Source organism: Aestuariibaculum lutulentum (genome assembly GCF_032926325.1).
GTDB lineage: Bacteria > Bacteroidota > Bacteroidia > Flavobacteriales > Flavobacteriaceae > Aestuariibaculum > Aestuariibaculum lutulentum.
The window spans coordinates 2,387,020-2,413,564 of sequence record NZ_CP136709.1 but is presented as its reverse complement, the minus strand read 5'-3'; the positions used below and the strand labels follow the sequence as shown (position 1 = coordinate 2,413,564).

The following is a 26,545-nucleotide window of genomic DNA, read 5'->3' as shown; positions in this document are numbered from 1 at the left end:
TCATGTCTAGAAAAAATCTTCAACATATCAACATTAAATCAGTAAACCAAAATCCAAAGTCCGAATATCAAATATTTGAGACTGCAGAAGGGATTGCTGTAAATTCAAATTATTCAAAAGATGATATTGAAGATTTAGAACATCTGAATTTTGCTGCTGGCATCACCCCTAACCTACGTGGTCCATATACCACCATGTATGTTAAAAAACCATGGACTATTCGGCAATATGCAGGTTTTTCAACGGCTGAAGACAGCAATGCGTTTTACAAACGTAACTTAGCTGCCGGACAAAAAGGATTATCGGTCGCCTTCGATTTAGCAACCCACCGTGGTTACGATTCCGATCACGATCGTGTGGTTGGCGATATAGGTAAAGCAGGCGTCGCTATAGACACTGTTGAAGACATGAAACGCTTATTCGATGACATTCCACTCGAAAAAATGAGTGTTTCCATGACCATGAACGGTGCTGTATTACCCATTATGGCGTTCTATATTGTGGCCGCCGAAGAACAAGGTGCTAAACAAAATCAGCTATCCGGAACCATTCAAAATGATATTCTAAAAGAGTTTATGGTACGTAACACCTACATTTACCCTCCAGAACCTTCGATGAAAATCATTTCGGATATTTTTGAATACACCAGTAAACATTTACCGAAATTCAATAGTATCAGCATTTCCGGATATCATATTCAGGAAGCTGGAGGAACTGCCGATATTGAACTAGCCTACACGCTTGCCGATGGTTTAGAGTACATCAAAACAGGATTGGCTGCCGGCTTAAATATCGATGATTTTGCACCGCGCCTCTCCTTTTTCTGGGGAATTGGCATGAATCATTTTATGGAAATTGCCAAAATGCGTGCTGCACGTATGCTTTGGGCTAAACTGATAAAACCCTTCAATCCTAAAAATGAAAAGTCTTTAAATTTAAGAACACACTGCCAAACCAGCGGCTGGAGTTTAACCGAACAAGACCCGTTCAACAATATTGCACGAACCACTATTGAAGCTGCTGCAGCGGTTTTTGGTGGCACACAAAGTTTACATACTAATGCTTTGGACGAAGCCATTGCCCTTCCAACCGATTTCTCAGCTCGAATTGCACGAAACACTCAAATATTTCTGCAAGAAGAAACCAAAATCACCAAAACAGTCGATCCATGGGCGGGTAGTTTTTACATTGAAAAACTCACCAACGATATCGCAGAGAAAGCATGGACTTTAATTCAAGAAATTGAAAATTTAGGTGGTATGACCAAAGCTATTGAAGCCGGTATTCCTAAAATACGAATTGAAGAAGCTGCGGCCAGAAAACAAGCGCGAATAGATTCTAACCAGGATATTATTATTGGTGTAAACAAGTACAGATTAAAGCAGGAAGCCCCTATTTCAACACTTGAAGTAGATAATCAAACGGTTAGAAATGCACAGATCGAACGTTTAAACATTATTAAGGCTACAAGGAATTCAGAAAAAGTTAATAAAACACTTTCAAATTTAACCGATTGCGCTCGAACAGGACAAGGAAATTTATTAGCTTTAGCTATTGAAGCCGCCCGTGAGCGTGCTACTTTAGGTGAAATAACGACCGCTTTAGAAACTGTTTTTGGCAGACATAAAGCTCAGATAAAATCTTTTTCAGGGGTGTACAGTAAAGAAATTAAAAACGACGACACATTTAAAACAGCAAAAGAGCTTTCCGATGTTTTTGCAAAACAGGATGGTAGACGCCCTCGAATTATGATTGCAAAAATGGGCCAGGACGGGCATGATCGTGGGGCTAAAGTTGTCGCTACTGCCTATGCCGATTTAGGCTTCGATGTCGATATCGCCCCCCTGTTTCAAACGCCTCAGGAAGTGGCAAAGCAAGCCGTTGAAAATGACGTACATATTCTCGGTGTTTCATCTTTAGCTGCCGGACATAAAACATTAGTCCCACAAGTTATTGAAGAATTGAAAAACTATGGCCGTGAGGATATTATGGTAATTGTTGGCGGTGTCATTCCTAAACAAGACTATCAATTTTTATTCGATTCTGGTGTGGTCGCTGTTTTTGGACCAGGCACAAAAATAAGTGAAGCTGCCATAAAAATTTTAGAAATTTTAATCGACTAACGGTTACTTTTTTTAACAAATTCCTCTTAAAATTTTTATTAAGAATCACTGTTAACAAATTCCGTTTTTATTCCTAAATAATAGTTGTATTTTTACCCCTAATAAAACCAAATCATTTAATGGGTAAAATAATTGCAATTGCTAACCAAAAAGGAGGTGTTGGTAAGACAACAACATCGATCAACTTAGCGGCTTCTCTTGGAGTTTTAGAAAAAAAAGTATTACTTATTGATGCTGATCCTCAAGCAAATGCAACTTCTGGAATTGGAATGGATGTGGAAAGCGTAGAGATTGGAACCTACCAACTTTTAGAGCATTCGCATGCACCTAAGGAAGCTATCATTAAAACCGATACGCCAAATCTTGACATTATTCCTGCACACATCGACCTTGTGGCCATCGAAATTGAGCTTGTTGATAAAGAGCAAAGGGAGTATATGCTTAAAAAAGCCTTGGTTGATATCAAAAATGATTACGATTACATCATTATTGACTGTGCGCCTTCATTAGGTCTGCTTACATTAAACGCACTAACAGCTGCCGATTCTGTAATTATTCCAATTCAGTGTGAGTACTTCGCTTTAGAAGGTTTAGGAAAGCTGTTAAACACAATTAAAAGTGTTCAAAAAATTCACAACAAAGAATTAGACATCGAAGGTTTATTACTTACCATGTACGATTCGCGTTTAAGACTGTCGAATCAGGTTGTTGAAGAAGTTCAGAAGCACTTTAACGATATGGTTTTTCAAACTATTATTCAACGTAATGTACGTTTGAGTGAAGCCCCAAGTTACGGCGAAAGCATAATTAATTACGATGCGGCTAGTAAAGGCGCAACGAATTACTTAAGTTTAGCTAAAGAAATTATTAATAAAAATGCATAACATATGGCTAAGGCAACAAAAAAACAAGCTTTAGGAAGAGGATTATCGGCACTTTTAAAAGATCCAGATAACGATATTCAATCGGTACAGGATAAGGGTGCAGATAAAGTGATTGGAAATATTGTTGAATTAGACATCGATTTTATAGAAGTTAACCCGTTTCAGCCACGTACAAACTTTAGTGAAGAATCGCTACGTGAATTAGCTTCTTCTGTAAAGGAATTAGGTATTATTCAGCCTATCACGGTTAGAAAATTAGGCTTTAACCAATACCAGTTGGTTTCGGGAGAGCGTCGTTACAGAGCCTCTAAACTTATTGGTTTAGAAACCATTCCGGCATATATTAGAATTGCCAACGATCAGGAATCGTTAGAGATGGCGCTTGTTGAAAATATTCAACGTCAGGATTTAGACCCTATCGAAATTGCCTTATCGTACCAACGTTTAATTGACGAAATCAACCTGACACAGGAACAAATGAGTGAGCGCGTTGGTAAAAAACGTTCTACCATTGCTAACTACCTGCGTCTTTTAAAACTGGACCCAATCATTCAAACCGGTATGCGTGACGGATTTATATCTATGGGTCACGGTCGTGCTTTAATTACTATTGAAGACCAAAGTGCCCAGTTAGATATTTACGAAAAAATACTATCCAATCAGCTTTCAGTAAGAAATACTGAAGAACTAGTTAGAAATTACGGAGAAACCAAAGACGTTGAGGCAGCTCCAAAAAAACAAACCGAAACTGTACCTACTTACATAAAAGATGGCATTGGCGCTTTTTCTGAATACTTTGGTCATAAAATTGACGTTAAAGTATCTAAAAACGGTAAAGGTAAAATTACCATTCCGTTTCATTCAGAAGAAGATTTCAATCGTATAACAAAATTAGTTAAGGGTGCCAAATAAACTTTTAATAACAAGCGCAATAGCGCTTTTGTTTAGTTTGTGTGTATCAGCGCAAGAAAAAAACAACAAAAAACCCGAACTTCCCAAAGAAGTCATTGTTGATACTCTTGTGCAATTGCCTCAGGAATTCAATCCCCTATCGCCAGCTAAGGCAGCCTTTTATTCGGCAGTATTGCCTGGTTTAGGTCAGGCCTACAACAAACGCTACTGGAAAATTCCTTTAGTATATGTTGGCTTGGGAACAGGTGTGTATTTTTATATCAACAATAATAAAGAATACAACCGTTATCGAGATGCTTACAAAAGTCGTTTAGCTGGATTTGAAAATGATGAATTTTATTTCGATTCGGAAGGCAACAAACTAGACACACCACGTGTAACCACCGAAGGTTTAGAGCGCGGACAAAAATTCTATAGAAAAAATAAGGAAATTTCACTTTTAGTGACACTGGGCATTTATGCCTTGAATATTATTGATGCTAATGTTGATGCGCATTTAATGCAGTATAACATTGATGAAAATTTATCATTAGCACCACATTACAGATTTAATGAGATTGATGCAACAAGCAATCTCGGCCTAACATTTAATTTTAAATTTTGATTATGAAGATAGCTTTACTTGGTTACGGAAAAATGGGGAAAACCATTGAACAAATTGCTATTAAACGCGGACATGAAATTGTTTTAAAAGTAGACAAGAATGATGATTCTTACGATATTACTCAAGCCGATGTTGCTATAGATTTCAGTATTCCAACGGTAGCTTTTAATAACATTTCCAACTGTTTAAACAACGGTGTTCCGGTTATTTCCGGAACTACTGGATGGTTACAGGATTACGATAAAGCCGTGGCCTTATGTAAAGAAAAAAACGGTGGTTTTATCTATGCATCTAACTTTAGTTTAGGGGTTAACATCTTTTTTGAGCTAAACAAAACATTGGCAAAAATGATGAACAACCTTAAAGAGTATAACGTAACAATGGAAGAAATTCACCATACGCAAAAATTAGATGCACCAAGTGGTACTGCGATTACTCTAGCCGAAGGTATTATTGAAAACCACAGTGGTTATGATAAATGGAAATTAGATGAAGCTGCTGAAAAAAGTCTTCCTATCGTGGCTAAACGTATTGAAGATGTTCCGGGTACACATACTATCAATTATGAAAGTGAAGTAGACACCATCACTATCGAACATACAGCTCACAATCGTCAAGGATTTGCTTTAGGAGCCGTTATTGCTGCCGAGTGGATTATTGGTAAGCAAGGAGTTTTTAACATGAATGATGTGTTAAATATTGGTTAATACCGATTTATAACGTAACAATTGAAGTAAGTTTAAACACTAACGACGTAAACAAAACAACATAGGTATGACATTAATGCAATGGTTTATTTTCATCTTGATTATTCAGGTGATTCACGGATTAGGAACTTGGAAACTTTATATTAAAGCAGGACGACAAGCCTGGGAAGCTTTTATTCCGGTTTATAACGCCGTGACTTTAATGAAAATAATAAACCGCCCTTGGTGGTGGACCATTTTATTGTTTTTACCTATTGTTAATTTAATTATGTTCCCGGTAATCTGGGTAGAGACAGCTAGAAGCTTCGGTAAAAATTCTACAACAGACACGATTTTAGCCGTTGTAACTTTAGGCTTTTATAACTATTACCTAAATTATGCAGCAACTGTTGAGTATATTGAAGATCGTAGTTTAAAACCAACTACGGGTGCAGGCGATTGGATAAGTTCTATTTTATTTGCCATTGTTGCTGCTACTATCGTCCATACGTATTTTATCCAACCGTTTACGATTCCATCGTCGTCGTTAGAAAAATCGTTATTGGTTGGGGACTTCTTGTTTGTTAGTAAGTTTCATTATGGTGCACGTATCCCAATGACAACCGTTGCAGCTCCTATGGTACATGATACCATTCCTGGACTTAAAAAGAAATCATACTTATTTAATGATCATTTTGAAGACAGAAAAACGTCTTGGGAAAATAAATTACAGTTACCATATTTACGCATTCCAGGTTTCGAGGATATTGAAAGAAACGATATTGTCGTATTCAACCAGCCAGCCGATACGCTTTTGGATATGAACAACTTTCACCCGGACAGAAATTATTATAAGCCAATTGACAAGAAAACAAATTTAGTAAAGCGTTGTGTTGGTGTTGCCGGAGATACTTTAGAAATTCGTGATGGTTTTGTGTTTATTAATGGTGTACAAAACCAATTACCAGACCGCGCGCATTTACAGTTTAGCTACTTAGTTCAACCTAAAAGCACACAGTTTAATCCTGCTGTTTTAAAAGAGCGCTACGATATTACTGATGGCTTTGGGATAATAAACAATCAGAATACGTATTACTTCTCGGCGATTTCAGATGAGGCTTTAGCTAAATTTAAAGACAACCCGAATGTTTTAAGTATCACACCAAATAAAAAGCCAAAAGGCGAACGCGATGCTTCTATTTTCCCTCACGATCCGAATTACAACTGGAATGTCGATAATTTTGGTCCGGTAATTATTCCTGAAAAAGGAAAAAGTATTGCTTTAAACATTGAAAATTTACCAATTTATAAACGAGCTATTAGCGAGTACGAAGGAAACGAAGTGACCGTTAAAGGCAACCAGATTTTAATTAATGGTGAAGCTATAACATCTTATACATTTAAACAAAACTATTACTGGATGATGGGTGATAACCGCCATAACTCTATCGATTCACGTTTCTGGGGCTTTGTACCTTTCGATCACGTGGTTGGTAAACCGGTATTTATCTGGATGAGCTGGGATGGAAAATCACCGCGTTGGGATCGTTTCTTTACTACTGTTAGTGGTGAAGGTAAAGCAACGTCGTTCTTAATTCCGTTTTTAATATTGTTAGCTGGTTATTATGCTTTCAGCAAATGGCGAGCACATAAAAAAGCAAATGCTTAATTAGGATTAATATTCAATGAACATTATCATTCACCCTACATATTTTCCAAGTATTGCACACTTTGTTGCCATCGCTCAAGCGGAACAAGTAACTATAGAAGTTGATGATAATTTCTTAAAGCAAACCTACCGAAACCGTGCTTATATTTACGGTGCAAATGGCAAGCAAACCTTGAATATTCCTGTTATTCACACCCAGAAAAACAGACAAAAATATAAAGATGTAAAGATTTTCAATGAAGACAACTGGCAAAGTAATCATTGGAAATCTTTAATATCGGCCTACAGAACCTCTCCTTTTTTCGAGTATTACGAAGACGAGATCAAACCTCTTTTTGAAACTAAAGCTGACTCCATTTTAGATTTTAACCTAAAATGTTTCGAAGTGATTTGTGATTGTTTACAATTGGACATAGAACAGATGAAAACGGAAGTGTTTCAAAAAGAAGTTGATGGTGATACGACTGATTATAGGTATTTAGTTCACGCTAAAAAAGAACAGGAACAGCCTTTTGAACCCTACACTCAGGTATTTGATGATAAACACGGATTTATACCTAATTTGAGTATTCTTGATTTACTTTTTAACGAAGGACCAAATGCTCTAACCTATCTCGAAAATCAAACCTTAGCACCTCTATAATGCTTCAATTCATTGCACATTACGGTTGCCATGTGCTTTTACCTTTTGCAGTTGCTTTAATCTGGTATAAACCACTATGGATAAAAGCTTATCTTATTATGCTTGCCGGATTTTTAATAGATATTGACCACGTATTGGCTACACCTATATTTAGTCCTGGGCGTTGCAGTATCAATTTTCACCCTCTGCACAGTTATTACGCAATTGTATTGTATGTGTTGTTATTATTTCCGAAGAAAACCCGTTTAATTGGCTTAGGATTAGCAATACATATTATTGCCGATCTGGTAGATTGCTCCTTTATGTAATTATTCATTAAGCGCAAGTGTCGCCATAATTGGGTAGTGATCTGAATAATGCTCGTTATACGACCTGAAACCATTTACAGTAAAGGCATCATCCGAAAAGATATAATCGATCCTCACAGGAAAAAACTGAAAATCGTAAGTACGCCCAAAACCATTTCCGGCCTCTTCGAATGTATCGTTTAATTCTCCTTTAATTTTTCGATAAACATAGGAATATGCAGTATTATTAAAATCGCCACAAATAATCATTTTGTAATGACATTGTGCCTTGTGATTTAAAAGCATTTCAGTCTGTGATTGCTGCTTTTTAAACGTCGTACCTATACGATTAATTAAACGCTCGGAATCTTCATTTTTTAAGCTTTCTAATTTCGTTTCAATACGTAAAGATTCCAAATGAACATTATAAATTCTAAGCGTATCTTTTCCCTTTACAACATCGGCAAAAATGGCATTGTTTGATGTATTCGGAAATTCCACTGAACCTGAATTAATAATAGGATATTGCGAAAAAATGGCTTGTCCGTGCTTTATTTTTTTTCCTGAAAGATGTTCGTACCTATACTTAAAAAAAGCCAAATCGTTGTTTTTTCGTGGGTGATAATCCTGAATACACAAGATGGCTGGTGCTTCTTCTTTTACAAAATCAATTAGTTTTGTGTCGACATCTGTTTCGGGAATCCATTCAAATAAATTAAACAACCTCACGTTGTAATTCATAACTTTAAAATTATTTGGGGTTTCAATCTTTTTAGAAGCTGCAAACTTATATAAAGACCCAAAACAGAAATACCCAATGGCTAAAACAAAAAGCGATAAAATAAGTTGCTTTTTCAGTCTTAATACCCAATACAACAAGAATAACACATTACATAATACTAAAAAAGGGACTCCTAAATTAAGAACTGATAATACAGCGAACGTTTTTGGAGGTAAAAAAGGAAGCGCATAAGAAAACAAAAGTACCAACGCCATGATAGCATTAATAAGATAAATAAGCTTATTGATAGCGCTAAGGTTTTTCATTGTTTAATGCAATCGTGTTGGCATGATAATTATTTACCTGCTCTAAATAAAAACTCTTTTTCTTCGGCTGTAAGACTATCGTAACCACTTTTACTTATTTTATCGAGAATAACATCTATTTTCTTCTGTGTATTAAACTCGTTAAAATCGGCTTTAGTATACCCTCCTACTTTACTTTTATTTTTATGAACCGTTTTTAAAGGTCCCTTTTTAGACAGTTTTACATTAGAAAACATACCTATTAAGCTTTCAAATCCACGACCAATATCATTACCTTTAACAAGCTGCTTGGCATAAAAATAACCTAATAAAGCACCTCCTAAATGTGCCAGATTACCACCGGCATTCATTCCGAATAAGCCAAACACATCCAAAATTACAATGGCTACACCAACATACCATAACTTAATATTGAAAGTAAAAAAGCGCATATCCTGATTAGGCATATAAGCACATATAAAAATAAGCAATGCTCTTACAGCTGCAGAAGCTCCAACCAATGTTGAATTTGTTCCGAAGAAACCTGGAAATAAGGAATAACCTAATAGAAACAACATTCCGCCACTCATAGCTCCTAAAAAGTAAATGTTTATCGCCATTTTAGAGCTGAATAGGTTTAAAAACATCTGACCAATAACATAAAGCCAAAGCATATTAAATAAAATATGCAACGGATCGTAATGTAAAAAAGCATACGTAATAATAGACCACGGTCTCACGATAAAGCTTTCAAAATTACTTGGCAGCTCGAACCATACCAAATATTTTCGAAGCAATAAACCGATAACAAAAACAACCACATTTGTGGCTATTATTTTCTCCAGCACATTAAGTCGTGCCAGCTTATATTTTACATCATCCAGAAGACTCATTAATACCAGCGGTTTTGGTTAAACTGATTTTTTTTCCAGTACCACATAATAATAAACCCAATAACAGCGCCTCCTACGTGTGCAAAGTGAGCGACATTACCTTGACCAAATATGGAATTACCTGACAAACCAGATATTAAATCTAAGATAATAATTCCGGGAATAAAATACTTCGCTTTTATAGGAATAGGTAAAAATATCATCATCAGCTCGGCATTTGGATTCATCATACCAAAGGCAGCAAGAATCCCCATAATACATCCTGAAGCCCCAACCATACTGCCATTATAAACAGGAAAAACACTTTGTAAATCGGCTAATTGCTGATTAGTTACACTACTCAACACTTTATTTTCCTGAAGCATATGAATTATTTGATCTGTAGTTAAACCGGAAGCAATTAAATCGTTAAAACTTGGAATAAATTCAACGTAATAAAAGCCTAATTGCAGTAATACAGCCCCAAGTCCCGCTGAAAAATAAATAAACAAAAAACGCTTACTTCCTAAAACTTTCTCTACAGGTGTACCAAACATCCAAAGCGCAAACATATTGAATAAGATGTGCGAAATGCCGCCATGCATAAACATATGCGTTACAATTTGCCAGGGCTTAAACATCTCGTTTTTCGGAAAATATAAAGCAAACCAATCATAAAATACACCATTAGCAATAGTCATGGTTCCTATAAACATAATCACGTTGATTATGATTAAATGTTTTACACTTTCTGAAATTCGCATCATAACTTATATAAATTTTTTGTCTAACTCATCCACAGTCATGGTTATAAATGTGGTACGATTAGCTGGTGATACACTTGGTTCTTTACAGGCAAACAACTGATTCACCAAATGCTCTTGTTCTTCTTTTTCCAAAGCTTGTCCGGTTTTAATGGCTAGACTCTTGGCCATCGATTTTGCCATTAAATCGGTAGCACTAAAACTACTATCGGGCACTTCATTTTCAACATCACTAATAAGCTGCTCTAAAATGATAGATACCTCACTTTCAGGCACACTTACAGGTACACCAGTAATTTCAACCAATCCAGCCTGCATCTTTGCGAAGATGAATCCGGTATGCTCCAAATCACTTTTTAAATCGCGAATAACCTGCATTTCCTGATTTGAAAAATGAAGTTCTAACGGAAATAACAATTGCTGACTAACAACATTCCTTACCGTCATTTGACGTAAAAACTTTTCATACAATATACGTTGATGCGCCTTATTTTGGTCTATAAGAAGCATACCCGATTTTATGGTACTTACAATGTATTTATTGTGAAGCTGATACGTAGTTTGCTTCTGTTCTACCTTATTATCTTCGGTAAAAGCAGAGATTGTTTTTTCTTCGGCTTCAAATTTTACGTGATTAAAATTTTGAGGTTGCGGACTCACATATTCCTGTTGCGGCGCCTCTTCTTCATAAGTTTCTTCATCATCATACTCTTCTTCCTCCTCTTCCTGTTCGTCAACATATACATGTCTTAATTCAGATTCCGGAGATGGAATAAATTCAGAATTCGCCTTTTTATAAATATCACTATCTGAAATACCTACACCCAAATCTCTCGAAAAACTTTCCCAGGTTAAAGCCTGATCACTTTTTTGAGCAATGGCCCTAACAATAGAATTAACCTCTTCTTTAAACGGATTGTAGTCACGGTCGACTTCAATAGTTGGGTTCTTTACCGGTTTTTTTTCTAACTCGTATGGGGTATCTAAACTCGCATCGCGATCGAAATCTAAAATCGGAGCAATATTAAACTGTCCCAAACTATGCTTCACCGCCGAACGTAACAAAGCATACAAGGTATGCTCGTCATCAAACTTAATCTCTGTTTTTGTCGGGTGAATATTAATATCAATAGACTGCGGATCGACTGTTAACTTTAAAAAGTAACTCGGGTTTGTTCCGTTTTTTAGCAAGCCATCGAACGCAGCATTAATCGCATGATTTAAATAAGCACTTTTAATAAAACGATCGTTAACAAAAAAGTACTGTTCGTTACGTGTTTTTTTGGCAAACTTAGGTTTTCCGACAAATCCGGTCACCTGCAATACTTCGGTGTTTTCTGTAACCGGCACTAATTTTTCATTGGTACGGCTACCAAAAATATTAACTATACGTTGCCTATAGTTTCCAATAGGTAAATTAAAAGTTTCACTGCCATTATTATACATGGCAAAACTAATCTCGGGATGCGCCAAAGCCACACGATGAAATTCGTCTAATACATGGCGTAACTCAACATTATTTGATTTTAAAAAATTTCGGCGTGCCGGAATATTGAAAAATAAATTTTTAACTGATATGGAGGTTCCCGGAGGGGTTACTACCACATCCTGAGCAACCACTTTACTTCCTTCAATAAGGATACCTGTACCAACATCGTCGTCTTCCTGTCTGGTTCTTAACTCGACATGAGCAATAGCAGCAATACTGGCTAAGGCTTCACCACGAAACCCTTTGGTGTTTAACTGAAATAAATCTTCAGCATTACGTATTTTAGAAGTCGCATGACGCTCGAAACTTAACCGGGCATCGGTAGCACTCATACCCTTACCATCGTCTATAACCTGTACAAGCGTTTTCCCTGCGTCTTTTATAATAAGTTTTATAGTTGTAGCACCAGCATCAATGGCATTTTCTAACAACTCTTTTACAACAGAAGCGGGGCGTTGTACAACTTCTCCTGCGGCTATCTGGTTTGCAACATGATCGGGTAAAAGTTGTATAATATCTGCCATGAATTATTTAAAAAATATAGATAAATCGAAATCGATGATAAATAAAAATATAAGAACAAGAATAGCTACGATTATTAAAATACGACGGTTAGCCTCTTTGTCTTCATTGTTTTTTAAATCATCTAATGCGTTGATTAATTTTGTTTTTAAGTTGGTATTGCCCCCAACTGTCTTTCTGTACTCATCAAATTTATGCTTGATTTCAAAGGGATTTCCTTCTTCCCCATTATTAAAATAACGTGGTGTATAACTAAATTTTTTGTTCTTACGTGTTTTAAAAATGCCCATAATGTCTAAGTTTTAGGTTAATTGAATTTTGAATCTAATAAGTACATACAAATCAATAACAGTACCAAAATTAACAGTAGTGTGCGTATAGACATGGCGCCTTTAACTCGTCGTTTAGAAGTTCTGTTTTGTTCCCACTTTGAAACAAAATCGTGTTTAACAGAGTCTTCTCCATTAGTGATTTCCTCACTTTCCTTGGAGAAACGAGGTTGATAATTAAAGGTTTTATTTTTACGTTGATTAAACAAAACAGATGAATACTTATACCTCAAAAGTACTTAAAAATAGGCAGAATCAAGAAATACTATTGCCAAAAATTGTTAACAGAAATACCCGAAAAATAGTTAAAAACAAAAGAGATGCTTAATGGTTTAACATCTAAGCATCTCTCCTATTTACATTTAAACCTGTTAAACAGACTTTTTTAGCTATTGTTACGAAGTTCGGCCATTTTTATTGCTGCAATAGCTGCTTCTGTTCCTTTATTACCGTGTTTTCCACCCGAGCGATCAATAGCCTGCTGCATGGTGTTATCGGTAAGCACACAGAAAATAACCGGAGTTTCGTGCAACACATTTAGATCTTTAATACCTTGAGTTACGCCTTCACACACAAAATCAAAATGCTTGGTTTCACCCTGAATCACACTACCTATAACAATCACTGCACTCACAATTTGTTCCTGCATTTTCTTTGCGCCATAGATTAACTCGAAACTTCCCGGAACATCCCAACGGATAATATTTTCGGGTAATGTACCATTATCTATAAGTGCATCGTAAGCCCCTTTATATAAGCCTTCTGTTATGGTATCATTCCATTCAGAAACAACAATCCCAAATCGAAACTTCTTCGCATTTGGGATTGTCGCTTTATCGTAATCTGATAAATTTTTATTTGCCGTAGCCATATATTATTTACTTGCCAATACCTGAGCTTTACCAATAAACACATCGATAGTCGCTGCCTCGGTAGAGTTTGGATATTCTTCTTTAATTCTGTTAAAGTAATCTAATGCTTTACCTGCCTTATCTAAATCTAAAGCAATTGCTCCTGCTTTGTATAAATACATTGGCGTAGTATACTCGTTATTACGCATATTAGCCGCTTGCTCATAGTAATCTAAAGCTTCCTTTGGTTGATTTAACTGCACAAAAGCATCACCAATATTACCTTTAGCTAATGGCGCCAAAATTTCATCGTCACTTTTAAAATCACTTAAATACTCAATTGCATTTTTGTAATCTTTTAATCTTAAATATGCTGTACCCGCATAGTAATGAGCTAAGTTAGCCGATGGCGTTCCGCTATATTCTTCGATAATATCTAACATTCCATATTTACCTTCTCCACCGTTTAAAGCTAAGTTAAATAAAGAATCTTTTTCAACACCGTTTACAGCCTGATCGAAATATTTTTGAGCCTGGAACATATCGTTCATTGCATTTTGTTGTTTTGGTTTCGCGATAAACTCGTTGTAACCCAAATAACCTAAAACAACAACCGCTACCACACCGATAAACATGAAGATGTATTTCTGATTTTTCTCAACAAACTCTTCTGTTTTAGACGCCGATTCGTCTAACGTATTAAATACCTCTGCTGTTGTAGATTCTTGTTCATCTACTTCTACTACAACTTCCTTTTCTATCTTCGTTTTCGGTTTATAACCTCTCTTGTTATATGTTGCCATGTATTAATTCTAAAGTTAATGCCTCGCAAAAATATAATTTTTCTTCATATACAAAAGGTTATTTATTTGTATTTTTTCAATAATTTGCACCTCCTTTTTAAAGAGTTGCAACTCCTTAACATGCTTTAAGCTACTTTTTTTATGATTTTAAAATCACTTTCATTATTAAACTATAAAAATTTCGAAAGTAAGTCCTTCAATTTCAACGACAAGATAAATTGTATTGTTGGAAACAATGGCATTGGTAAGACTAATGTACTCGATGCCATTTACCATTTATCTTTCGGAAAAAGTTATTTTAATCCGGTAGCTACACAAAATATTAAGCATGGTGAAGAATTTTTTGTGGTTAATGGCGACTATATTAAAGACGATAAATCTGAAAAAATAATAGTTAGTCTGAAACGCGGACAAAAAAAAGTCATTAAACGCAACGGAAAGATTTACGACAAGTTTAGCGACCATATTGGTTTTTTACCTCTCGTTATTATCTCACCAGCCGACAGAGATTTAATTGTTGAAGGTAGCGACACCCGCCGAAAATTTATAGATGGTGTTATTTCGCAAAGTGACAAAGTCTACTTAAACCATCTCATTAACTACAATAAAATTTTAGCCCAGCGTAACGCTTTATTAAAATACTTTGCGTTAAATCATACCTTTAACAAGGAAACATTAGAAATCTACAACCAACAACTTAACGATTACGGCACACAAATTTTTGAAAAGCGTAAATTGTTTTTAGAAACCTTCATTCCTATTTTTAAAGATCGCTATAAGGCTATTAGCAATGGTAACGAAAATATAGAACTGGAATACAATAGCGGCTTATTTGAAGAGGATTTAAACACCTTGTTACAAAAAAACATCAGTAAAGATAAAGCCCTGCAATATACTAGTGTCGGTATTCATAAAGACGATTTAAATTTCAACATTGAAGGTCATCCGGTTAAAAAGTTCGGAAGTCAGGGACAACAAAAATCATTCTTAATAGCCTTGAAACTAGCTCAATTCGATTTTATAAAAGCGCAAAGTGGCGTCAATCCTATTTTATTGTTAGACGATGTTTTTGACAAACTTGATGAAAACCGAGTTACGCAGATTATTAAATTGGTAGACGATGCCAATTTCGGGCAAATATTTATAAGTGACACCCATGCTGAACGCACCGAAAATGCTGTAAAGCAAGCGCATCAATCGTACGAAATCTTTAGACTTTAAAAGCATGAATCTAAAAGAGCATTATAGCAATCTGTACGATTCATCCATTGAAAAAATAAAAAACGACACCTACGAAATCGATGATTTGATTGAATCGAAAAACGATAATCGTTTTGGTATCACCTTATTACTACGTCCATCAGAAGCTGTAAAAGCTAATATTCAAACGTTTTTAAGTGAATTAAAAGCGATTGAACCCAATCAATATTATTACGAAAGTTCAGATATTCATATTACAGTTATGTCCATTATTTCCTGTTATACTGGCTTTCAACTAAATCAGATTAATATTCAAGATTATATTGAGGTTATCAAACAAAGTTTAATTGAATCCCCGAATATTGAAATCCGTTTTAAAGGATTAACAGCATCACCTTCCTGTATTATGCTACAGGGTTTTATGAATAATGAAGCACTGAATTCTCTAAGGGATAATCTGAGACAAAATTTTCAAAATTCAACTTTAGAACAAAGTATAGATAAACGTTACGCAATTCAAACAGCACATTCTACTGTTGTGCGTTTTAAAAATAAACTAGAGTATAAAGACGCTTTCCTAAAAACTATTGAAACCTTTAAGGATAAGGACTTTAGAACATTTAAGGTAAACGAGTTAGAGTTGGTTTATAACGACTGGTATCAAAAAGAAGCACTTGTTGAAAAGTTATTTCAATTTGAACTCTAAAACGTAGTACCTTTGCCACTTCTCAAGACTCCAAATTCATGGCAAAACGCAACAACGAACATATTAGCATCTCTGACGCTTTAAAGGAATTTGTTGAAACCAACAAATTAGAAAAAGGCTTAGATAAAGTCAATGTCGCCGATGCCTGGGCCGATCTTATGGGTAATGGTGTTAATAATTACACCCGATCGGTTAATTTAGAACGCGACACACTTTATGTACAACTTAATTCTAGTGTTTTACGAGAAGAATTAAGCTATGGAAAAGAAAAGATTATAGTGATGATTAACGAGGCTCTCGGAAAAGAAATTGTTAAAAAATTGATTTTAAGATAACTACATTTAAAAATAAAAATAATAAAAGCCTTCGATTTCTAACAAGCTGTACTTATTTACATTACCTTTGACCTTTAAATTTTTTATATACAAATACAATGAGTAAAGGTACAGTAAAATTCTTCAATGATTCTAAAGGTTTTGGATTCATCGTTGAAGAAGACAACAACAAAGAACATTTCGTACACATTTCTGGACTAGTCGATGAAATTCGTGAAGGTGATGTAGTTGAATTCGATCTACAAGAAGGTAGAAAAGGATTAAACGCCGTAAACGTAAAAGTAATCTAATACATATACTTTAACAATTACAACAAAAAGGCTGTCAAAAATTATTGATAGCCTTTTTTTGTGCGTAAAATTTTATTAAAAATTTTACACTAAATTCATAGAATAAATTGAATTTTATACTACATTTAACTCAATTAATAACTAATATTTCAATTTATGAGTACAGGAACAGTTAAATTCTTCAATGATTCTAAAGGATTTGGGTTCATTATCGAAGAAGGTTCAAAAAAAGAACACTTTGTTCACATTTCAGGATTAATCGACGAAATTCGTCAAGGCGACGAAGTTCAATTCGAACTGAAAGAAGGTAAAAAAGGATTAAACGCAGTAAATGTAAAAGTAATTTAATATATACTATTTAATTTTTTTAAGACAAAAAAAATCCCGCTATGGCGGGATTTTTAATTTATATAAAGCGGTTTAATTAAAACTGCTCTCTTCCTGCAAAGTGGAAAGCACCTTCAATAGCTGCATTCTCATCACTATCACTTCCGTGAACTGCATTTTCACCAACAGAAGCTGCATATAATTTACGAATAGTTCCTTCAGCAGCATCAGCTGGGTTTGTAGCACCAATTAAAGTTCTGAAATCTTCAACCGCATTTTCTTTTTCCAAAATAGCAGCTACGATAGGCCCACGAGTCATAAACTCTACTAACTCACCAAAGAATGGACGCTCACTGTGAATTGCATAAAAAGCTTCAGCATCAGCTTTGGTCATTTGCGTTAATTTCATTGCTACAATTCTAAATCCTGAAGCTGAAATTTTCTCTAATATTGCGCCAATGTGTCCGTTTTCAACTGCATCTGGCTTTAGCATTGTAAATGTTCTATTTGTTGCCATTTTTAAATTTTAGTGTTATTCTTTTTAATTTCATTTAAAGCATTCTTAAAAAGACATATACTTTTCTAAAAATACTTCACAATGAAGGTCTTTTAATTTTGCTGCAAAAGTACGCTATTTATCATTAAAAACAAGCCTATGTAATTTTAAAAAAATTGTATCTTCGTCATCTATGAAAAATGAAGAAATTAGCAACATAAAACAATTGTTATCTACTGAAAAAAAGATAGTTATTGTACCACATAAAAACCCCGACGGCGATGCCATCGGATCTACTTTAGGCCTTTACCATTATCTTTTAAAAGGCAACCATCAAGTTCACGTTATTGCCCCAAACGATTATCCGCACTTTTTAAAATGGATGCCTGATGAAAATAAGGTCTTAAAATACGATTCACAAACCGAAGAATCTGACACTTTAATTCATGCTGCCGATATTATTTTTACATTAGACTTTAATGCGCTAAACCGTACCGGAAACATGGAAACCGTTTTAGCCGAAAGTAAAGGCATTAAAATCATGATAGACCACCATCAGGCTCCTGATGATTACGCCTTGTATACCTATAGTGATGTAAGTATGAGTTCTACCTGTGAAATGGTATATCATTTTATTGATATGCTTGACGATAAAGCGTTGGTTGATACTAATATCGCTTCTTGTTTATATGCTGGAATTATGACCGATACTGGCTCATTCCGTTTTCCATCAACAACAAGCCAAACCCATCGCATTATTGCCGATTTAATCGATAAAGGTGCTAACAACTCACAAATACACAACAGTATTTACGATACTAACAGCTATCAACGTTTACAATTATTAGGTTGTGCCTTAACCAATTTAAAAGTCCTACCCGAGCACAGAGCGGCATTCATTACTTTATCTCAGGACGAACTCAATAAATACGATTACAAAAAAGGCGATACAGAAGGGATTGTTAATTATGGTTTATCTCTGGACAATATTGTACTAGCAGCTATTTTTATTGAAGACAAGCAGGAAGGTATTGTTAAAATATCGCTACGTTCAAAAGGTGATTTTTCTGTAAACGACATGTCCAGAACCCACTTTAATGGTGGCGGACATATAAATGCGGCTGGCGGACGAAGTGAATTATCACTAAACGATACCGTTGAAAAATTTATTAGTATATTGCCTAGTTATAATAAAGCCCTGAATAATGAATAAATTTTTAACACTGGCCATAATCGCTTTGGCGTTAGCTTGCAAATCTCCTGAAGCAAGACGCCCTGTTTCGGTTAAATCGGGCTCATTTATTGATGAATCCGTAGAACGTAATAAAAAATTAAATGCCGAAGAACAAGCACTTATAGAAAAGTTCATGACGCAAAAACAGGAAAATGAATACATTGCTTCTGAAAGTGGTTTCTGGTATTTCTACAATACCAAAACAGAAATTGACTCTTTACAAACACCTGTTTTTGGAGATGTGGTAAACTACGATTTCGACGTAAAAACTTTAAATGGGCAAACTATTTATTCGTTTGATGATCTTAAAACCCGTAATTACACTATGGATAAGGAAGAACTTTTTACTGGTTTAAGAGAAGGACTAAAACTTATGAAAACCGGTGAAACAGTAACTTTTTTATTCCCTTCACAAAAGGCATACGGTTACTATGGAGACGAAAACAAAATTGGCAGCAATACACCATTAATGTGTAAAGTAACCTTAAACTCTATCACAAAAACTGAGGACAATTAATTCAAAGAAACCAACTATTCCTTATAAATATTTACAGAACCATATGAAACAGTTAAGAATTTCAGCTAAAATACTTTTCATTGTCACCTTACTTACCAACTTAACATCATGTAAAGCCCAGTATCCGGAATTAGAGGACGGCATTTACGCCGAGTTCGTTACCAGTAAAGGCGTTATGGTTGCCAAATTAGATTTCAATGAAACTCCGGTTACCGTTGCTAATTTTGTATCCTTAGCCGAAGGTACTAACACCATGGTCGACAAACAATATAAAGGAAAAAAGTTTTATAACGGAACTACGTTTCACCGTGTTATTGATGGTTTCATGATTCAGGGCGGCGATCCAATAGGAAATGGTTCTGGCGGTCCGGGATACAAATTTACCGATGAGTTTTCAGAAGATTTAAAACACGATAAAGCTGGTATACTATCTATGGCAAACTCTGGTCCGAATACTAACGGAAGTCAGTTTTTCATCACCGAAAAACCAACGCCATTCTTAGACAATAAACATTCTGTTTTTGGAGAACTGGTTATTGGTTTGGATGTGCAGGATACCATTTCAAATGTGGAAACCGATGCGACGGATGAGCCAATTGATAAAATCTACATTAAAGAGCTGAATATTATCCGAAAAGGAAAAGAAGCTAAGCGCTTTGACGCTCCAGACATTTTTGTGAATCATTTTGTTGAAGCCGAACGTCTTGAAAAAGAAAAAGCAGCAAAACAGGAAGCCTTATTAACTGCAACCAAAGAAAGATTTGAAAAACAAAAAGCAGAAGCCACTACCCTGCCTTCTGGTCTAAAATATTACATCAGCGAAAAAGGCGATGGCAACAAACTACCATCAACCGCAATTATTCTTACAGATTACAGCTTGTATATGGAAGATGGCAAACTATTTGACACCAGCAAATTAGATGTTGCCGAAGCGTTCGATATGGTAAACCCTGGAAAACGCGATGCCGAAATGTACCGCCCTATTGAAGCAGAAATTAGCCCGGATGCGCGTATGATACCTGGTTTCAAAGAAGGTTTACAACAACTTAGTGTTGGAGATAAAGCCACGCTATTTATTCCATATCACCTAGGCTATGGCGAAATGGGAAATCGCGGCATTCCCCCACGTGCGAATTTAATTTTTGAAGTTGAAATTATTGAAGCACTCTAAACAAAACGACAATTTATATTCAGAAAAATAAAACTTATGTACCTATTAAAATTTGATTGGAATCCTATAACAGGTATCGATATCATTGGAAATTTCAAATTACACTTTTACAGCCTGATGTGGGTAACCGCTTTTGTTTTGGGCTGGTTTATTATGAAACGTATTTTTACTAAAGAAAAAGTATCCTTAGAATATTTAGACCCATTATTTATCTACACTGTTCTGGCTACCATGATTGGAGCGCGTTTAGGACATGTTTTGTTTTATCAGTCTGAATTAATTTCTGAAGACTTCTTTAGTATCTTTTTACCATTCAGATTTAAAGGCGGTATTGAATTCACCGGATTTCAAGGTTTAGCTAGTCATGGTGCAGCTATAGGAATTATTGTTGGGATGTATTTGTACCGTAAAAAATACAACTACAAATCGCTACTTTGGATTTTAGATCGTGTCGTGATTTCGGTGGCTTCAGGTGCCGTATTCATTAGAATTGGAAACTTTATTAATTCTGAAATTATAGGAAAGGTAACCGATTCTGCATTTGGCGTACGTTTTATTCAGGATCAATATTACAAAAGTCAGATTGTACAATTAACGGGCATTAAAGATGCTCAGGAAGCCTATAATGCTGTAACCACCAATCCGCAGTTTCAAAATTTACTTGATGCCGTTCCATACAGACATCCGGCGCAACTTTACGAATCGTTCTGTTATGTTTTTGTATTCCTTATTTTATGGTATTTCTACTCGAAAACCCCAAAAAAGGATCAAACAGGATTCCTATTCGGATTATTTTTAATCCTATTATGGACGATTCGATTCTTTGTGGAATTTGTAAAAGAACCTCAAGGCGACGAATATATTAACTGGTTTGGTTTAAACACCGGACAATGGTTAAGCATTCCGTTTATTCTAATAGGACTTTATTTTATGTTTGTTTATAAACCAAAACAGCCTGTGGTATAACATGAACTTTAAAAGTTTCTATATAACTTATCTTATTTTTGCAGCCTGTTTTACTTTATGTTTCACAGGCTGTAAAAAAGATAATAAAACAGTGGTAAAACAAACCGAAATAAAATTCACCAAAGAAGGTGAACTTACCATTTTTAAAGCCGATTCGACTCAGATAAATTTAGATATTGAAATCGCCGATACCGAATTTGATCGCGAAACCGGCCTTATGTATAGAGATGCTATGCAACCCAAACAGGGCATGCTCTTTGTTTTTGACGATGTTAGAGAACGTTATTTCTATATGAAAAACACAAGAATCTCGTTAGACATCATTTATATTGGCGCCAATAACAAAATTGTTAGCTTTCAGAAAAATGCCAAACCCTTTGATGAATCTTCATTACCATCAAACCTGCCAGCAAAATATGTTTTAGAAGTTAATGCCGGTTTAGCCGACCAATGGCAACTTGCCGTGAACGATAGTATTAGTTTTGTAAAAACACATTAATAATGTCGTCTGCCTCCGGAATATTCCATAGCTTCTCCTTTACCAAAACCATAGCTAAAACCAAATGTAACAAAGCGACCACGAGCATTTTTACTATATGACAAAAAAGAATTTTGGCTAGTAAATCTCTCATCGATTCTTGAAGCAAAAACATCGCGAACCCCTACGTTTAGAACACCTCTACCTTTCATTATTTTTTTCCGAAGGCCTAAATCTAAAAACAGCATATCGCTCACTACGCTTTGTACGGTTTTATATTTAGATAGATAATTTCCGGTTGCTTCAAAATCTATATCAGCAGGCATTTTAAATTTCCCCATTAACTTGGAAGTCCACTGATTTCCTTTAAAATCGAACAACTGAGCTTCAAAACTTCCATCACGTTTAAAGGTATTATAATTAAAATCGGCATTAAGTGTTAACCAGTTTATCGGGCTATACTTGGTATTAAACTCAATTCCGTAAGTACTGTTCGCCCCAATATTCTCGGGTCGTGTTATATTTACATTATCTTCGGAAGTTGTAATACGTTCAATCACATCGGTCGTGTAGCGATGATACACTCCAAAATTAAGCGATGTATTTCCAATATCGAAAATACTAGTCAATTCGTACGAATCTGTAAATTCCGGCATTAAATTAGGGTTCCCTTGACGAATGCTAAAACTATTCCTCATATTAAAAAACGGATTTAAATCCCATAATCGTGGACGGTAAATGCGCTTTGAATACCCGGCTTGTAAAGAAACCATATCTGAAATTTTATATGATGTATGTAAACTTGGAAACAGATTTAAATAATTTTGATTATTTGCTTCATTAGTATTTGCTAATAAAGTCTTCAAATCGGTTTGTTCCATCCTAAGCCCTGTTTTCAATCCCCATTTTACTCCCTCGAAAGACCCCGTAGCATAAATACCAAAAACATTTTGATTGTAATTAAAAATATTGGTAAGCCCTTCGTCTGTCACAAAATTTTCACCAACAAAGTTCTCCACTTCATAATCATTACTTACATCATTTATTACATATTGAGCACCAGTTTCCAAACGCCATTGTTCTGAAAATGGTTTGGTATAATCTAACTTAAATGTGTAGGTGTAATCACTAAAATCGGCTCGAGTGCGTTGAACGGCATCTCTATCTTCACCTGAAACCGTAACATCATTAAACAAAGAAGATTGATCTTTGGCAAATGACTGCCCTAAAGCACTGAATAATAAATCATGGTCTTCATGGTCTTCAAAATCCTTTTTATATTGAAGCTCATACTGCCATTTCGGATTGGTTGCCTCGGTTTCTTCAGTTCGATTCCATTCAGATATCAAGGCGTTTGTCTCATCAAACAATTTAAACAGATTATTTGAAGGTTGATCTTCTACCTCATAAGCAAAATTTCCGGAAAGCGTTACCACATTATTGGGATTGATATAATAATCAGTTCCTAAAATGATATTATAAAACTTTTCATTTCGGTATTCTTTTCCTGAATTCATTAGGTTTGTTTTATTAATCAAATCTGTATTAATATTCTCCCCTTCGTTAGGATTACTTCGTCTGCCTATACCAAGTTGCGTAAACAGGTTAAATTTTTCTGAACGTCGGTTCAAACTTAATCCAACACTATGGTTATCTGGAATTCCTGTGTTCAGACTTAATGAACCGTTCACACCTTTACGCTCCTCTTTTTTAATAATGATATTTATAATACCGGAAGTTCCCTCGGCATCGTATTTTGCAGACGGATTAGTTATAACTTCAATACTTTCAATCATATCGGCAGTAATACTACCTAATGCACCACCTTCACCGGTAAGAATCGAAGGTTTTCCATTAATTAAAATCTGAACACCACTGCTGCCTCGTAAACTTATAATCCCCTCTATATTTACACTAACTGAAGGCACATTATTAAGGACTTCCAAAGCGCTCATACCTGTACTGGAAATATCTTTACCTACATTAAAAACACGCCTATCTAATTTAAATTCGGTTCTAGACGTTTCTGCCTGCACTACCACTTCGTCTAACGGCGAAGCATCCTCCTGGAGCCCAATGGTTCCCAGATTTATGGTATTATTTTTTAAATTGAATTGTTCAATAGTTTTCGATAGAAACCCTATAAAACTTACTTCTATATAAAACTTTGATGCTTTGGTTTTAAGAGAAAAACTACCATCCTCAGTAGTTATAGCACCTGTAATAGCTTGTTTAGTATCACGATTGGCAACTACAATGGTAGCATAGGACAATGGTTGCTTACTACCTTCATCAATAACAACGCCCTTTATTTCTATGTTTTGTGAGCCACCCTTTACCACTTGAAATAATAGGAATATAAAAAGAATGTATGTTGAAACTGTCTTAAAACTCATTTTTTAAACCTGTTATTAAAAATTGCAAGTTAAATTAAAGTGCTCACTTTTTAATAAATCTAAGGTTTAATTTGGGTAAAGGTATAAACCTTCCTTTTGTTCGCCATGATGTAAAGTCTTTACATATAAGAAACCATTTTTAACATAAAAATGGTGGAGATTCAAGTCTTCAATGGTTAACCAAAATTTGGTTTCAGGATACATTTCTTTCAAACTATTTAGCCAATAAGAGCCTAAATTTTGTCCTCTTCTGGATTCAGAAACATATATAAAGCCTAAATATTTATAACCGGCTTCAAACCAAAAATCAGCTTCATGTTTAACATATAACATATCCGGCGGGCATTTTGTAAATACTAAACCACCAGCTACAATTTCATTAGCTTCATTTAAAACAAAACATTCAGTTGACGACTTATAATCCTCCCACAACGGCAAAATACTCTCCTGCCAGTCCCGTGGAAGAATGGAAAAAAAAGACCGAACTTTGATGCACTTTTCAAAAATCATAACAACATTAAATTACAATAATCCCCATGACCATAATTTATCGGAGTCTTCTGTCCATCGATCGCCAATATCAGTACGATAATATCCGTTATTAATGATGACGTTATTAATACGATTATACATCATTTTCTGAGCATCTTTCATGGTGTTTCCAACTCCGGTTACCAAAACAGCAATTCCCGTATTTCCTGTAATAAGCCATTCGTCGTTTACCTTTTTTAAATGCATGGGATGCACACCTTCCTTTCCGTTTTTCTTAAACACAACTACGGCATCTTTTGAGAATAGATTAAACGTTTTTTTATCGTCGTAAGGAAATGGCGGCACTACAATAAATGCCCCTACCTGAAAGCCTTTTTTTGTATTGATTTTAAACTTCTGTCTGGTTACGAGTTTATAAAATAACTCACCCAAAGGTTCATTTATACCGGCACGCTGAATTAACACCTGCGGATACCCAAAACGGGAAGTAAACTCCAATGGATAAATGCCATTGCCATTCACAATACAGTTGATATCGATATGTCCAATAAAATGATGCTTTGCCAAAGTATGCTGAAATTTAAGCAACGTGGCTTCAAAAATGGGCGAATCTTTCACCCAGAACATACTGGTTCCCATTTCACCAGTTGAAACTCCGAGCTCCTTTGGAAATAACTTTTTATGCTCAAAAGTGATGTTTATAGGATAAATAAATTCGTTTCCATTAAAGAAAGCTGCAATCGATATTTCAACACCTTTTACTTTACGCTGCAACTGAAAGTTACCGAAGTTATTTCCCCAGGATTTTTCATAAGCTTTTAACACGCGAATCACGTCCAGACCTTCCTCATCACTTCCAACAAACAGCAATTGTTTAAGTTCCTGTGTTTCTCCGCAGGGTTTTAACACATAAGAACTTGGGTGTGTTTCTATGTAATGAATAGCATCATTAAACGTGGTAAATTCCTTTGAAGGAATCACTTTTATCTTATGCTTCTTTAATTCGGCTTGCCCAAAATTCCTATCCAGTTCCAGATTATCGGTGTATTCGGTTCCACCTAATACAAATTTCCCTTTAGCTCTTAATGCACTGGCAATTTTTCCATAACCTGTATAATCGAACACGATAATATCGGCCCAATCGACATGCTTTTCCCATTGTGCTGCCTTTGGCACAAAACCATAACCTATTTCCTTAGACGCTTTGTCTTCTATGTATAATTTTACGGCGTGACCTTCTAAGTAAATTGTGTTAGCAATGTCCAGAGACTCGCCCCAACGCGAAACAAAAAGAAACTTTTTTCGCGACTGTGTTTGGGTTTTCACCTAAACAGTTTGAAGTATTAATTGATAATTCATCACAGATAAATTTTGAGCAAATGTATATAAATAACATATCTGTTGTATACATTATCTACCTGGAAAATATGTTAAATTTTTAAGCATAAAAAAGCCCGTTAAAAATTAACGGGC

29 protein-coding genes are annotated in these 26,545 nt (G+C 35.3%); 18 read left to right on the top strand and 11 right to left on the bottom strand.

Features of this window, described 5'->3' with window-relative positions:
* Positions 1-2: 2 nt before the first annotated feature.
* The 8 genes from scpA (at position 3) to R1X58_RS10270 (ending at position 7,829) form a co-directional block, all read left to right on the top strand.
* Positions 3-2,123, top strand: coding sequence for a methylmalonyl-CoA mutase (gene scpA, locus R1X58_RS10305; RefSeq protein ID WP_240574931.1), 2,121 nt, complete (start codon positions 3-5; stop codon positions 2,121-2,123).
* A 119-nt stretch (positions 2,124-2,242) separates the two neighbouring features.
* Positions 2,243-3,007, top strand: a complete 765-nt coding sequence (locus tag R1X58_RS10300) for a ParA family protein (protein WP_240574930.1) — start codon at positions 2,243-2,245, stop codon at positions 3,005-3,007.
* Positions 3,008-3,010: 3 nt separating this feature from the next.
* Complete coding sequence (locus R1X58_RS10295; protein WP_240574929.1) at positions 3,011-3,919, top strand: ParB/RepB/Spo0J family partition protein; 909 nt, start codon at positions 3,011-3,013, stop codon at positions 3,917-3,919.
* A complete protein-coding gene (locus R1X58_RS10290; protein ID WP_240574928.1) occupies positions 3,909-4,523 on the top strand; it encodes a DUF5683 domain-containing protein in 615 nt (204 codons plus the stop codon). Before R1X58_RS10295 ends, R1X58_RS10290 begins: the two co-directional genes overlap by 11 nt.
* A 2-nt stretch (positions 4,524-4,525) precedes the next feature.
* Positions 4,526-5,230, top strand: coding sequence for a 4-hydroxy-tetrahydrodipicolinate reductase (dapB, locus tag R1X58_RS10285; protein ID WP_240574927.1), 705 nt, complete (start codon positions 4,526-4,528; stop codon positions 5,228-5,230).
* 67 nt (positions 5,231-5,297) lie between these two features.
* A complete protein-coding gene (lepB, locus tag R1X58_RS10280) occupies positions 5,298-6,878 on the top strand; it encodes a signal peptidase I (RefSeq protein WP_240574926.1) in 1,581 nt (526 codons plus the stop codon).
* A 16-nt stretch (positions 6,879-6,894) separates the two neighbouring features.
* A complete protein-coding gene (locus R1X58_RS10275; protein ID WP_240574925.1) occupies positions 6,895-7,521 on the top strand; it encodes a WbqC family protein in 627 nt (208 codons plus the stop codon).
* A complete protein-coding gene (locus tag R1X58_RS10270) occupies positions 7,521-7,829 on the top strand; it encodes a DUF6122 family protein (protein ID WP_240574924.1) in 309 nt (102 codons plus the stop codon). The genes R1X58_RS10275 and R1X58_RS10270 overlap by 1 nt, the downstream gene beginning before the upstream one ends.
* On the opposite strand, the gene R1X58_RS10265 is transcribed toward R1X58_RS10270, so the two are convergent.
* The 7 genes from R1X58_RS10265 to R1X58_RS10235 form a co-directional block, all read right to left on the bottom strand.
* Positions 7,830-8,855 carry an endonuclease/exonuclease/phosphatase family protein gene (locus R1X58_RS10265; protein ID WP_240574923.1) on the bottom strand — a complete coding sequence of 342 codons (1,026 nt, stop codon included), beginning with the start codon at positions 8,853-8,855 and terminating at the stop codon, positions 7,830-7,832.
* Between the two features lie 29 nt (positions 8,856-8,884).
* Positions 8,885-9,727, bottom strand: a complete 843-nt coding sequence (locus R1X58_RS10260; protein ID WP_240574922.1) for a rhomboid family protein — start codon at positions 9,725-9,727, stop codon at positions 8,885-8,887.
* The gene (locus R1X58_RS10255; RefSeq protein ID WP_240574921.1) at positions 9,727-10,473 is read right to left on the bottom strand and encodes a rhomboid family intramembrane serine protease; all 747 of its coding nucleotides are present in this window, start codon (positions 10,471-10,473) and stop codon (positions 9,727-9,729) included. Before R1X58_RS10255 ends, R1X58_RS10260 begins: the two co-directional genes overlap by 1 nt.
* A 3-nt stretch (positions 10,474-10,476) precedes the next feature.
* Positions 10,477-12,483, bottom strand: coding sequence for a DNA mismatch repair endonuclease MutL (mutL, locus tag R1X58_RS10250; protein ID WP_240574920.1), 2,007 nt, complete (start codon positions 12,481-12,483; stop codon positions 10,477-10,479).
* 3 nt (positions 12,484-12,486) lie between these two features.
* Entirely contained in the window at positions 12,487-12,771 is a 285-nt protein-coding gene (locus tag R1X58_RS10245; RefSeq protein ID WP_240574919.1) for a riboflavin synthase subunit beta, read from the bottom strand.
* 424 nt (positions 12,772-13,195) lie between these two features.
* Positions 13,196-13,681, bottom strand: coding sequence for a 6,7-dimethyl-8-ribityllumazine synthase (ribH, locus tag R1X58_RS10240; protein WP_240574918.1), 486 nt, complete (start codon positions 13,679-13,681; stop codon positions 13,196-13,198).
* Positions 13,682-13,684: 3 nt separating this feature from the next.
* Complete coding sequence (locus R1X58_RS10235) at positions 13,685-14,464, bottom strand: tetratricopeptide repeat protein (protein WP_240574917.1); 780 nt, start codon at positions 14,462-14,464, stop codon at positions 13,685-13,687.
* 141 nt (positions 14,465-14,605) lie between these two features.
* On the opposite strand from R1X58_RS10235, the gene recF reads away from it, so the two are divergent.
* The 5 genes from recF (at position 14,606) to R1X58_RS10210 (ending at position 17,343) form a co-directional block, all read left to right on the top strand.
* On the top strand, positions 14,606-15,685 hold the full coding sequence (gene recF / locus R1X58_RS10230; RefSeq protein WP_240574916.1) for a DNA replication/repair protein RecF: 1,080 nt from the start codon (positions 14,606-14,608) through the stop codon (positions 15,683-15,685).
* Between the two features lie 4 nt (positions 15,686-15,689).
* On the top strand, positions 15,690-16,370 hold the full coding sequence (locus R1X58_RS10225; protein WP_240574915.1) for a 2'-5' RNA ligase family protein: 681 nt from the start codon (positions 15,690-15,692) through the stop codon (positions 16,368-16,370).
* 38 nt (positions 16,371-16,408) lie between these two features.
* Complete coding sequence (locus tag R1X58_RS10220) at positions 16,409-16,705, top strand: DUF721 domain-containing protein (protein WP_240574914.1); 297 nt, start codon at positions 16,409-16,411, stop codon at positions 16,703-16,705.
* Between the two features lie 98 nt (positions 16,706-16,803).
* Positions 16,804-16,995 carry a cold-shock protein gene (locus tag R1X58_RS10215; RefSeq protein WP_240574913.1) on the top strand — a complete coding sequence of 64 codons (192 nt, stop codon included), beginning with the start codon at positions 16,804-16,806 and terminating at the stop codon, positions 16,993-16,995.
* Positions 16,996-17,151: 156 nt separating this feature from the next.
* A complete protein-coding gene (locus R1X58_RS10210) occupies positions 17,152-17,343 on the top strand; it encodes a cold-shock protein (protein WP_240574912.1) in 192 nt (63 codons plus the stop codon).
* 76 nt (positions 17,344-17,419) lie between these two features.
* Here the strand turns inward: R1X58_RS10210 and R1X58_RS10205 are convergent, their stop codons facing one another.
* Positions 17,420-17,839 carry a nucleoside-diphosphate kinase gene (locus R1X58_RS10205; RefSeq protein ID WP_188224288.1) on the bottom strand — a complete coding sequence of 140 codons (420 nt, stop codon included), beginning with the start codon at positions 17,837-17,839 and terminating at the stop codon, positions 17,420-17,422.
* Between the two features lie 172 nt (positions 17,840-18,011).
* Here R1X58_RS10205 and R1X58_RS10200 point away from each other — a divergent pair, with 172 nt between their 5' ends.
* The 5 genes from R1X58_RS10200 to R1X58_RS10180 all read left to right on the top strand — a co-directional run bounded on the left by R1X58_RS10200 (position 18,012) and on the right by R1X58_RS10180 (position 22,205).
* Positions 18,012-19,031 carry a DHH family phosphoesterase gene (locus tag R1X58_RS10200; RefSeq protein ID WP_240574911.1) on the top strand — a complete coding sequence of 340 codons (1,020 nt, stop codon included), beginning with the start codon at positions 18,012-18,014 and terminating at the stop codon, positions 19,029-19,031.
* Positions 19,024-19,569, top strand: coding sequence for a gliding motility-associated peptidyl-prolyl isomerase GldI (gene gldI, locus R1X58_RS10195; protein ID WP_240574910.1), 546 nt, complete (start codon positions 19,024-19,026; stop codon positions 19,567-19,569). The genes R1X58_RS10200 and gldI overlap by 8 nt, the downstream gene beginning before the upstream one ends.
* A 43-nt stretch (positions 19,570-19,612) precedes the next feature.
* Positions 19,613-20,740: a peptidylprolyl isomerase gene (locus R1X58_RS10190; protein ID WP_240574909.1), complete on the top strand. Its 1,128-nt coding sequence runs from the start codon at positions 19,613-19,615 to the stop codon at positions 20,738-20,740.
* Positions 20,741-20,776: 36 nt separating this feature from the next.
* Positions 20,777-21,706, top strand: coding sequence for a prolipoprotein diacylglyceryl transferase (lgt, locus tag R1X58_RS10185; RefSeq protein ID WP_240574908.1), 930 nt, complete (start codon positions 20,777-20,779; stop codon positions 21,704-21,706).
* A 91-nt stretch (positions 21,707-21,797) separates the two neighbouring features.
* Entirely contained in the window at positions 21,798-22,205 is a 408-nt protein-coding gene (locus tag R1X58_RS10180) for a DUF192 domain-containing protein (protein ID WP_240574907.1), read from the top strand.
* Here R1X58_RS10180 and R1X58_RS10175 read toward each other — a convergent pair.
* The 3 genes from R1X58_RS10175 to R1X58_RS10165 all read right to left on the bottom strand — a co-directional run bounded on the left by R1X58_RS10175 (position 22,202) and on the right by R1X58_RS10165 (position 26,398).
* Positions 22,202-24,580, bottom strand: coding sequence for an outer membrane beta-barrel family protein (locus R1X58_RS10175; RefSeq protein ID WP_240574906.1), 2,379 nt, complete (start codon positions 24,578-24,580; stop codon positions 22,202-22,204). The two genes, R1X58_RS10180 and R1X58_RS10175, sit on opposite strands and share 4 nt — an antisense overlap.
* Positions 24,581-24,646: 66 nt before the next feature.
* On the bottom strand, positions 24,647-25,090 hold the full coding sequence (locus R1X58_RS10170) for a GNAT family N-acetyltransferase (RefSeq protein ID WP_240574905.1): 444 nt from the start codon (positions 25,088-25,090) through the stop codon (positions 24,647-24,649).
* A 12-nt stretch (positions 25,091-25,102) separates the two neighbouring features.
* On the bottom strand, positions 25,103-26,398 hold the full coding sequence (locus R1X58_RS10165; protein ID WP_240574904.1) for a phosphoribosylamine--glycine ligase: 1,296 nt from the start codon (positions 26,396-26,398) through the stop codon (positions 25,103-25,105).
* Positions 26,399-26,545 lie beyond the last annotated feature (147 nt).

Excerpts from the sequence above, each read along its gene's own strand:
- scpA (WP_240574931.1), top strand. The coding sequence starts at position 3 with ATGTCTAGAAAAAATCTTCAACATATCAACATTAAATCAGTAAACCAA.
- R1X58_RS10300 (WP_240574930.1), top strand. The coding sequence starts at position 2,243 with ATGGGTAAAATAATTGCAATTGCTAACCAAAAAGGAGGTGTTGGTAAG.
- R1X58_RS10295 (WP_240574929.1), top strand. The coding sequence starts at position 3,011 with ATGGCTAAGGCAACAAAAAAACAAGCTTTAGGAAGAGGATTATCGGCA.
- dapB (WP_240574927.1), top strand. The coding sequence starts at position 4,526 with ATGAAGATAGCTTTACTTGGTTACGGAAAAATGGGGAAAACCATTGAA.
- lepB (WP_240574926.1), top strand. The coding sequence starts at position 5,298 with ATGACATTAATGCAATGGTTTATTTTCATCTTGATTATTCAGGTGATT.
- R1X58_RS10275 (WP_240574925.1), top strand. The coding sequence starts at position 6,895 with ATGAACATTATCATTCACCCTACATATTTTCCAAGTATTGCACACTTT.
- R1X58_RS10270 (WP_240574924.1), top strand. The coding sequence starts at position 7,521 with ATGCTTCAATTCATTGCACATTACGGTTGCCATGTGCTTTTACCTTTT.
- R1X58_RS10265 (WP_240574923.1), bottom strand. The coding sequence starts at position 8,855 with ATGAAAAACCTTAGCGCTATCAATAAGCTTATTTATCTTATTAATGCT.
- R1X58_RS10260 (WP_240574922.1), bottom strand. The coding sequence starts at position 9,727 with ATGAGTCTTCTGGATGATGTAAAATATAAGCTGGCACGACTTAATGTG.
- R1X58_RS10255 (WP_240574921.1), bottom strand. The coding sequence starts at position 10,473 with ATGATGCGAATTTCAGAAAGTGTAAAACATTTAATCATAATCAACGTG.
- mutL (WP_240574920.1), bottom strand. The coding sequence starts at position 12,483 with ATGGCAGATATTATACAACTTTTACCCGATCATGTTGCAAACCAGATA.
- R1X58_RS10245 (WP_240574919.1), bottom strand. The coding sequence starts at position 12,771 with ATGGGCATTTTTAAAACACGTAAGAACAAAAAATTTAGTTATACACCA.
- ribH (WP_240574918.1), bottom strand. The coding sequence starts at position 13,681 with ATGGCTACGGCAAATAAAAATTTATCAGATTACGATAAAGCGACAATC.
- R1X58_RS10235 (WP_240574917.1), bottom strand. The coding sequence starts at position 14,464 with ATGGCAACATATAACAAGAGAGGTTATAAACCGAAAACGAAGATAGAA.
- recF (WP_240574916.1), top strand. The coding sequence starts at position 14,606 with ATGATTTTAAAATCACTTTCATTATTAAACTATAAAAATTTCGAAAGT.
- R1X58_RS10225 (WP_240574915.1), top strand. The coding sequence starts at position 15,690 with ATGAATCTAAAAGAGCATTATAGCAATCTGTACGATTCATCCATTGAA.
- R1X58_RS10220 (WP_240574914.1), top strand. The coding sequence starts at position 16,409 with ATGGCAAAACGCAACAACGAACATATTAGCATCTCTGACGCTTTAAAG.
- R1X58_RS10215 (WP_240574913.1), top strand. The coding sequence starts at position 16,804 with ATGAGTAAAGGTACAGTAAAATTCTTCAATGATTCTAAAGGTTTTGGA.
- R1X58_RS10210 (WP_240574912.1), top strand. The coding sequence starts at position 17,152 with ATGAGTACAGGAACAGTTAAATTCTTCAATGATTCTAAAGGATTTGGG.
- R1X58_RS10205 (WP_188224288.1), bottom strand. The coding sequence starts at position 17,839 with ATGGCAACAAATAGAACATTTACAATGCTAAAGCCAGATGCAGTTGAA.
- R1X58_RS10200 (WP_240574911.1), top strand. The coding sequence starts at position 18,012 with ATGAAAAATGAAGAAATTAGCAACATAAAACAATTGTTATCTACTGAA.
- gldI (WP_240574910.1), top strand. The coding sequence starts at position 19,024 with ATGAATAAATTTTTAACACTGGCCATAATCGCTTTGGCGTTAGCTTGC.
- R1X58_RS10190 (WP_240574909.1), top strand. The coding sequence starts at position 19,613 with ATGAAACAGTTAAGAATTTCAGCTAAAATACTTTTCATTGTCACCTTA.
- lgt (WP_240574908.1), top strand. The coding sequence starts at position 20,777 with ATGTACCTATTAAAATTTGATTGGAATCCTATAACAGGTATCGATATC.
- R1X58_RS10175 (WP_240574906.1), bottom strand. The coding sequence starts at position 24,580 with ATGAGTTTTAAGACAGTTTCAACATACATTCTTTTTATATTCCTATTA.
- R1X58_RS10170 (WP_240574905.1), bottom strand. The coding sequence starts at position 25,090 with ATGATTTTTGAAAAGTGCATCAAAGTTCGGTCTTTTTTTTCCATTCTT.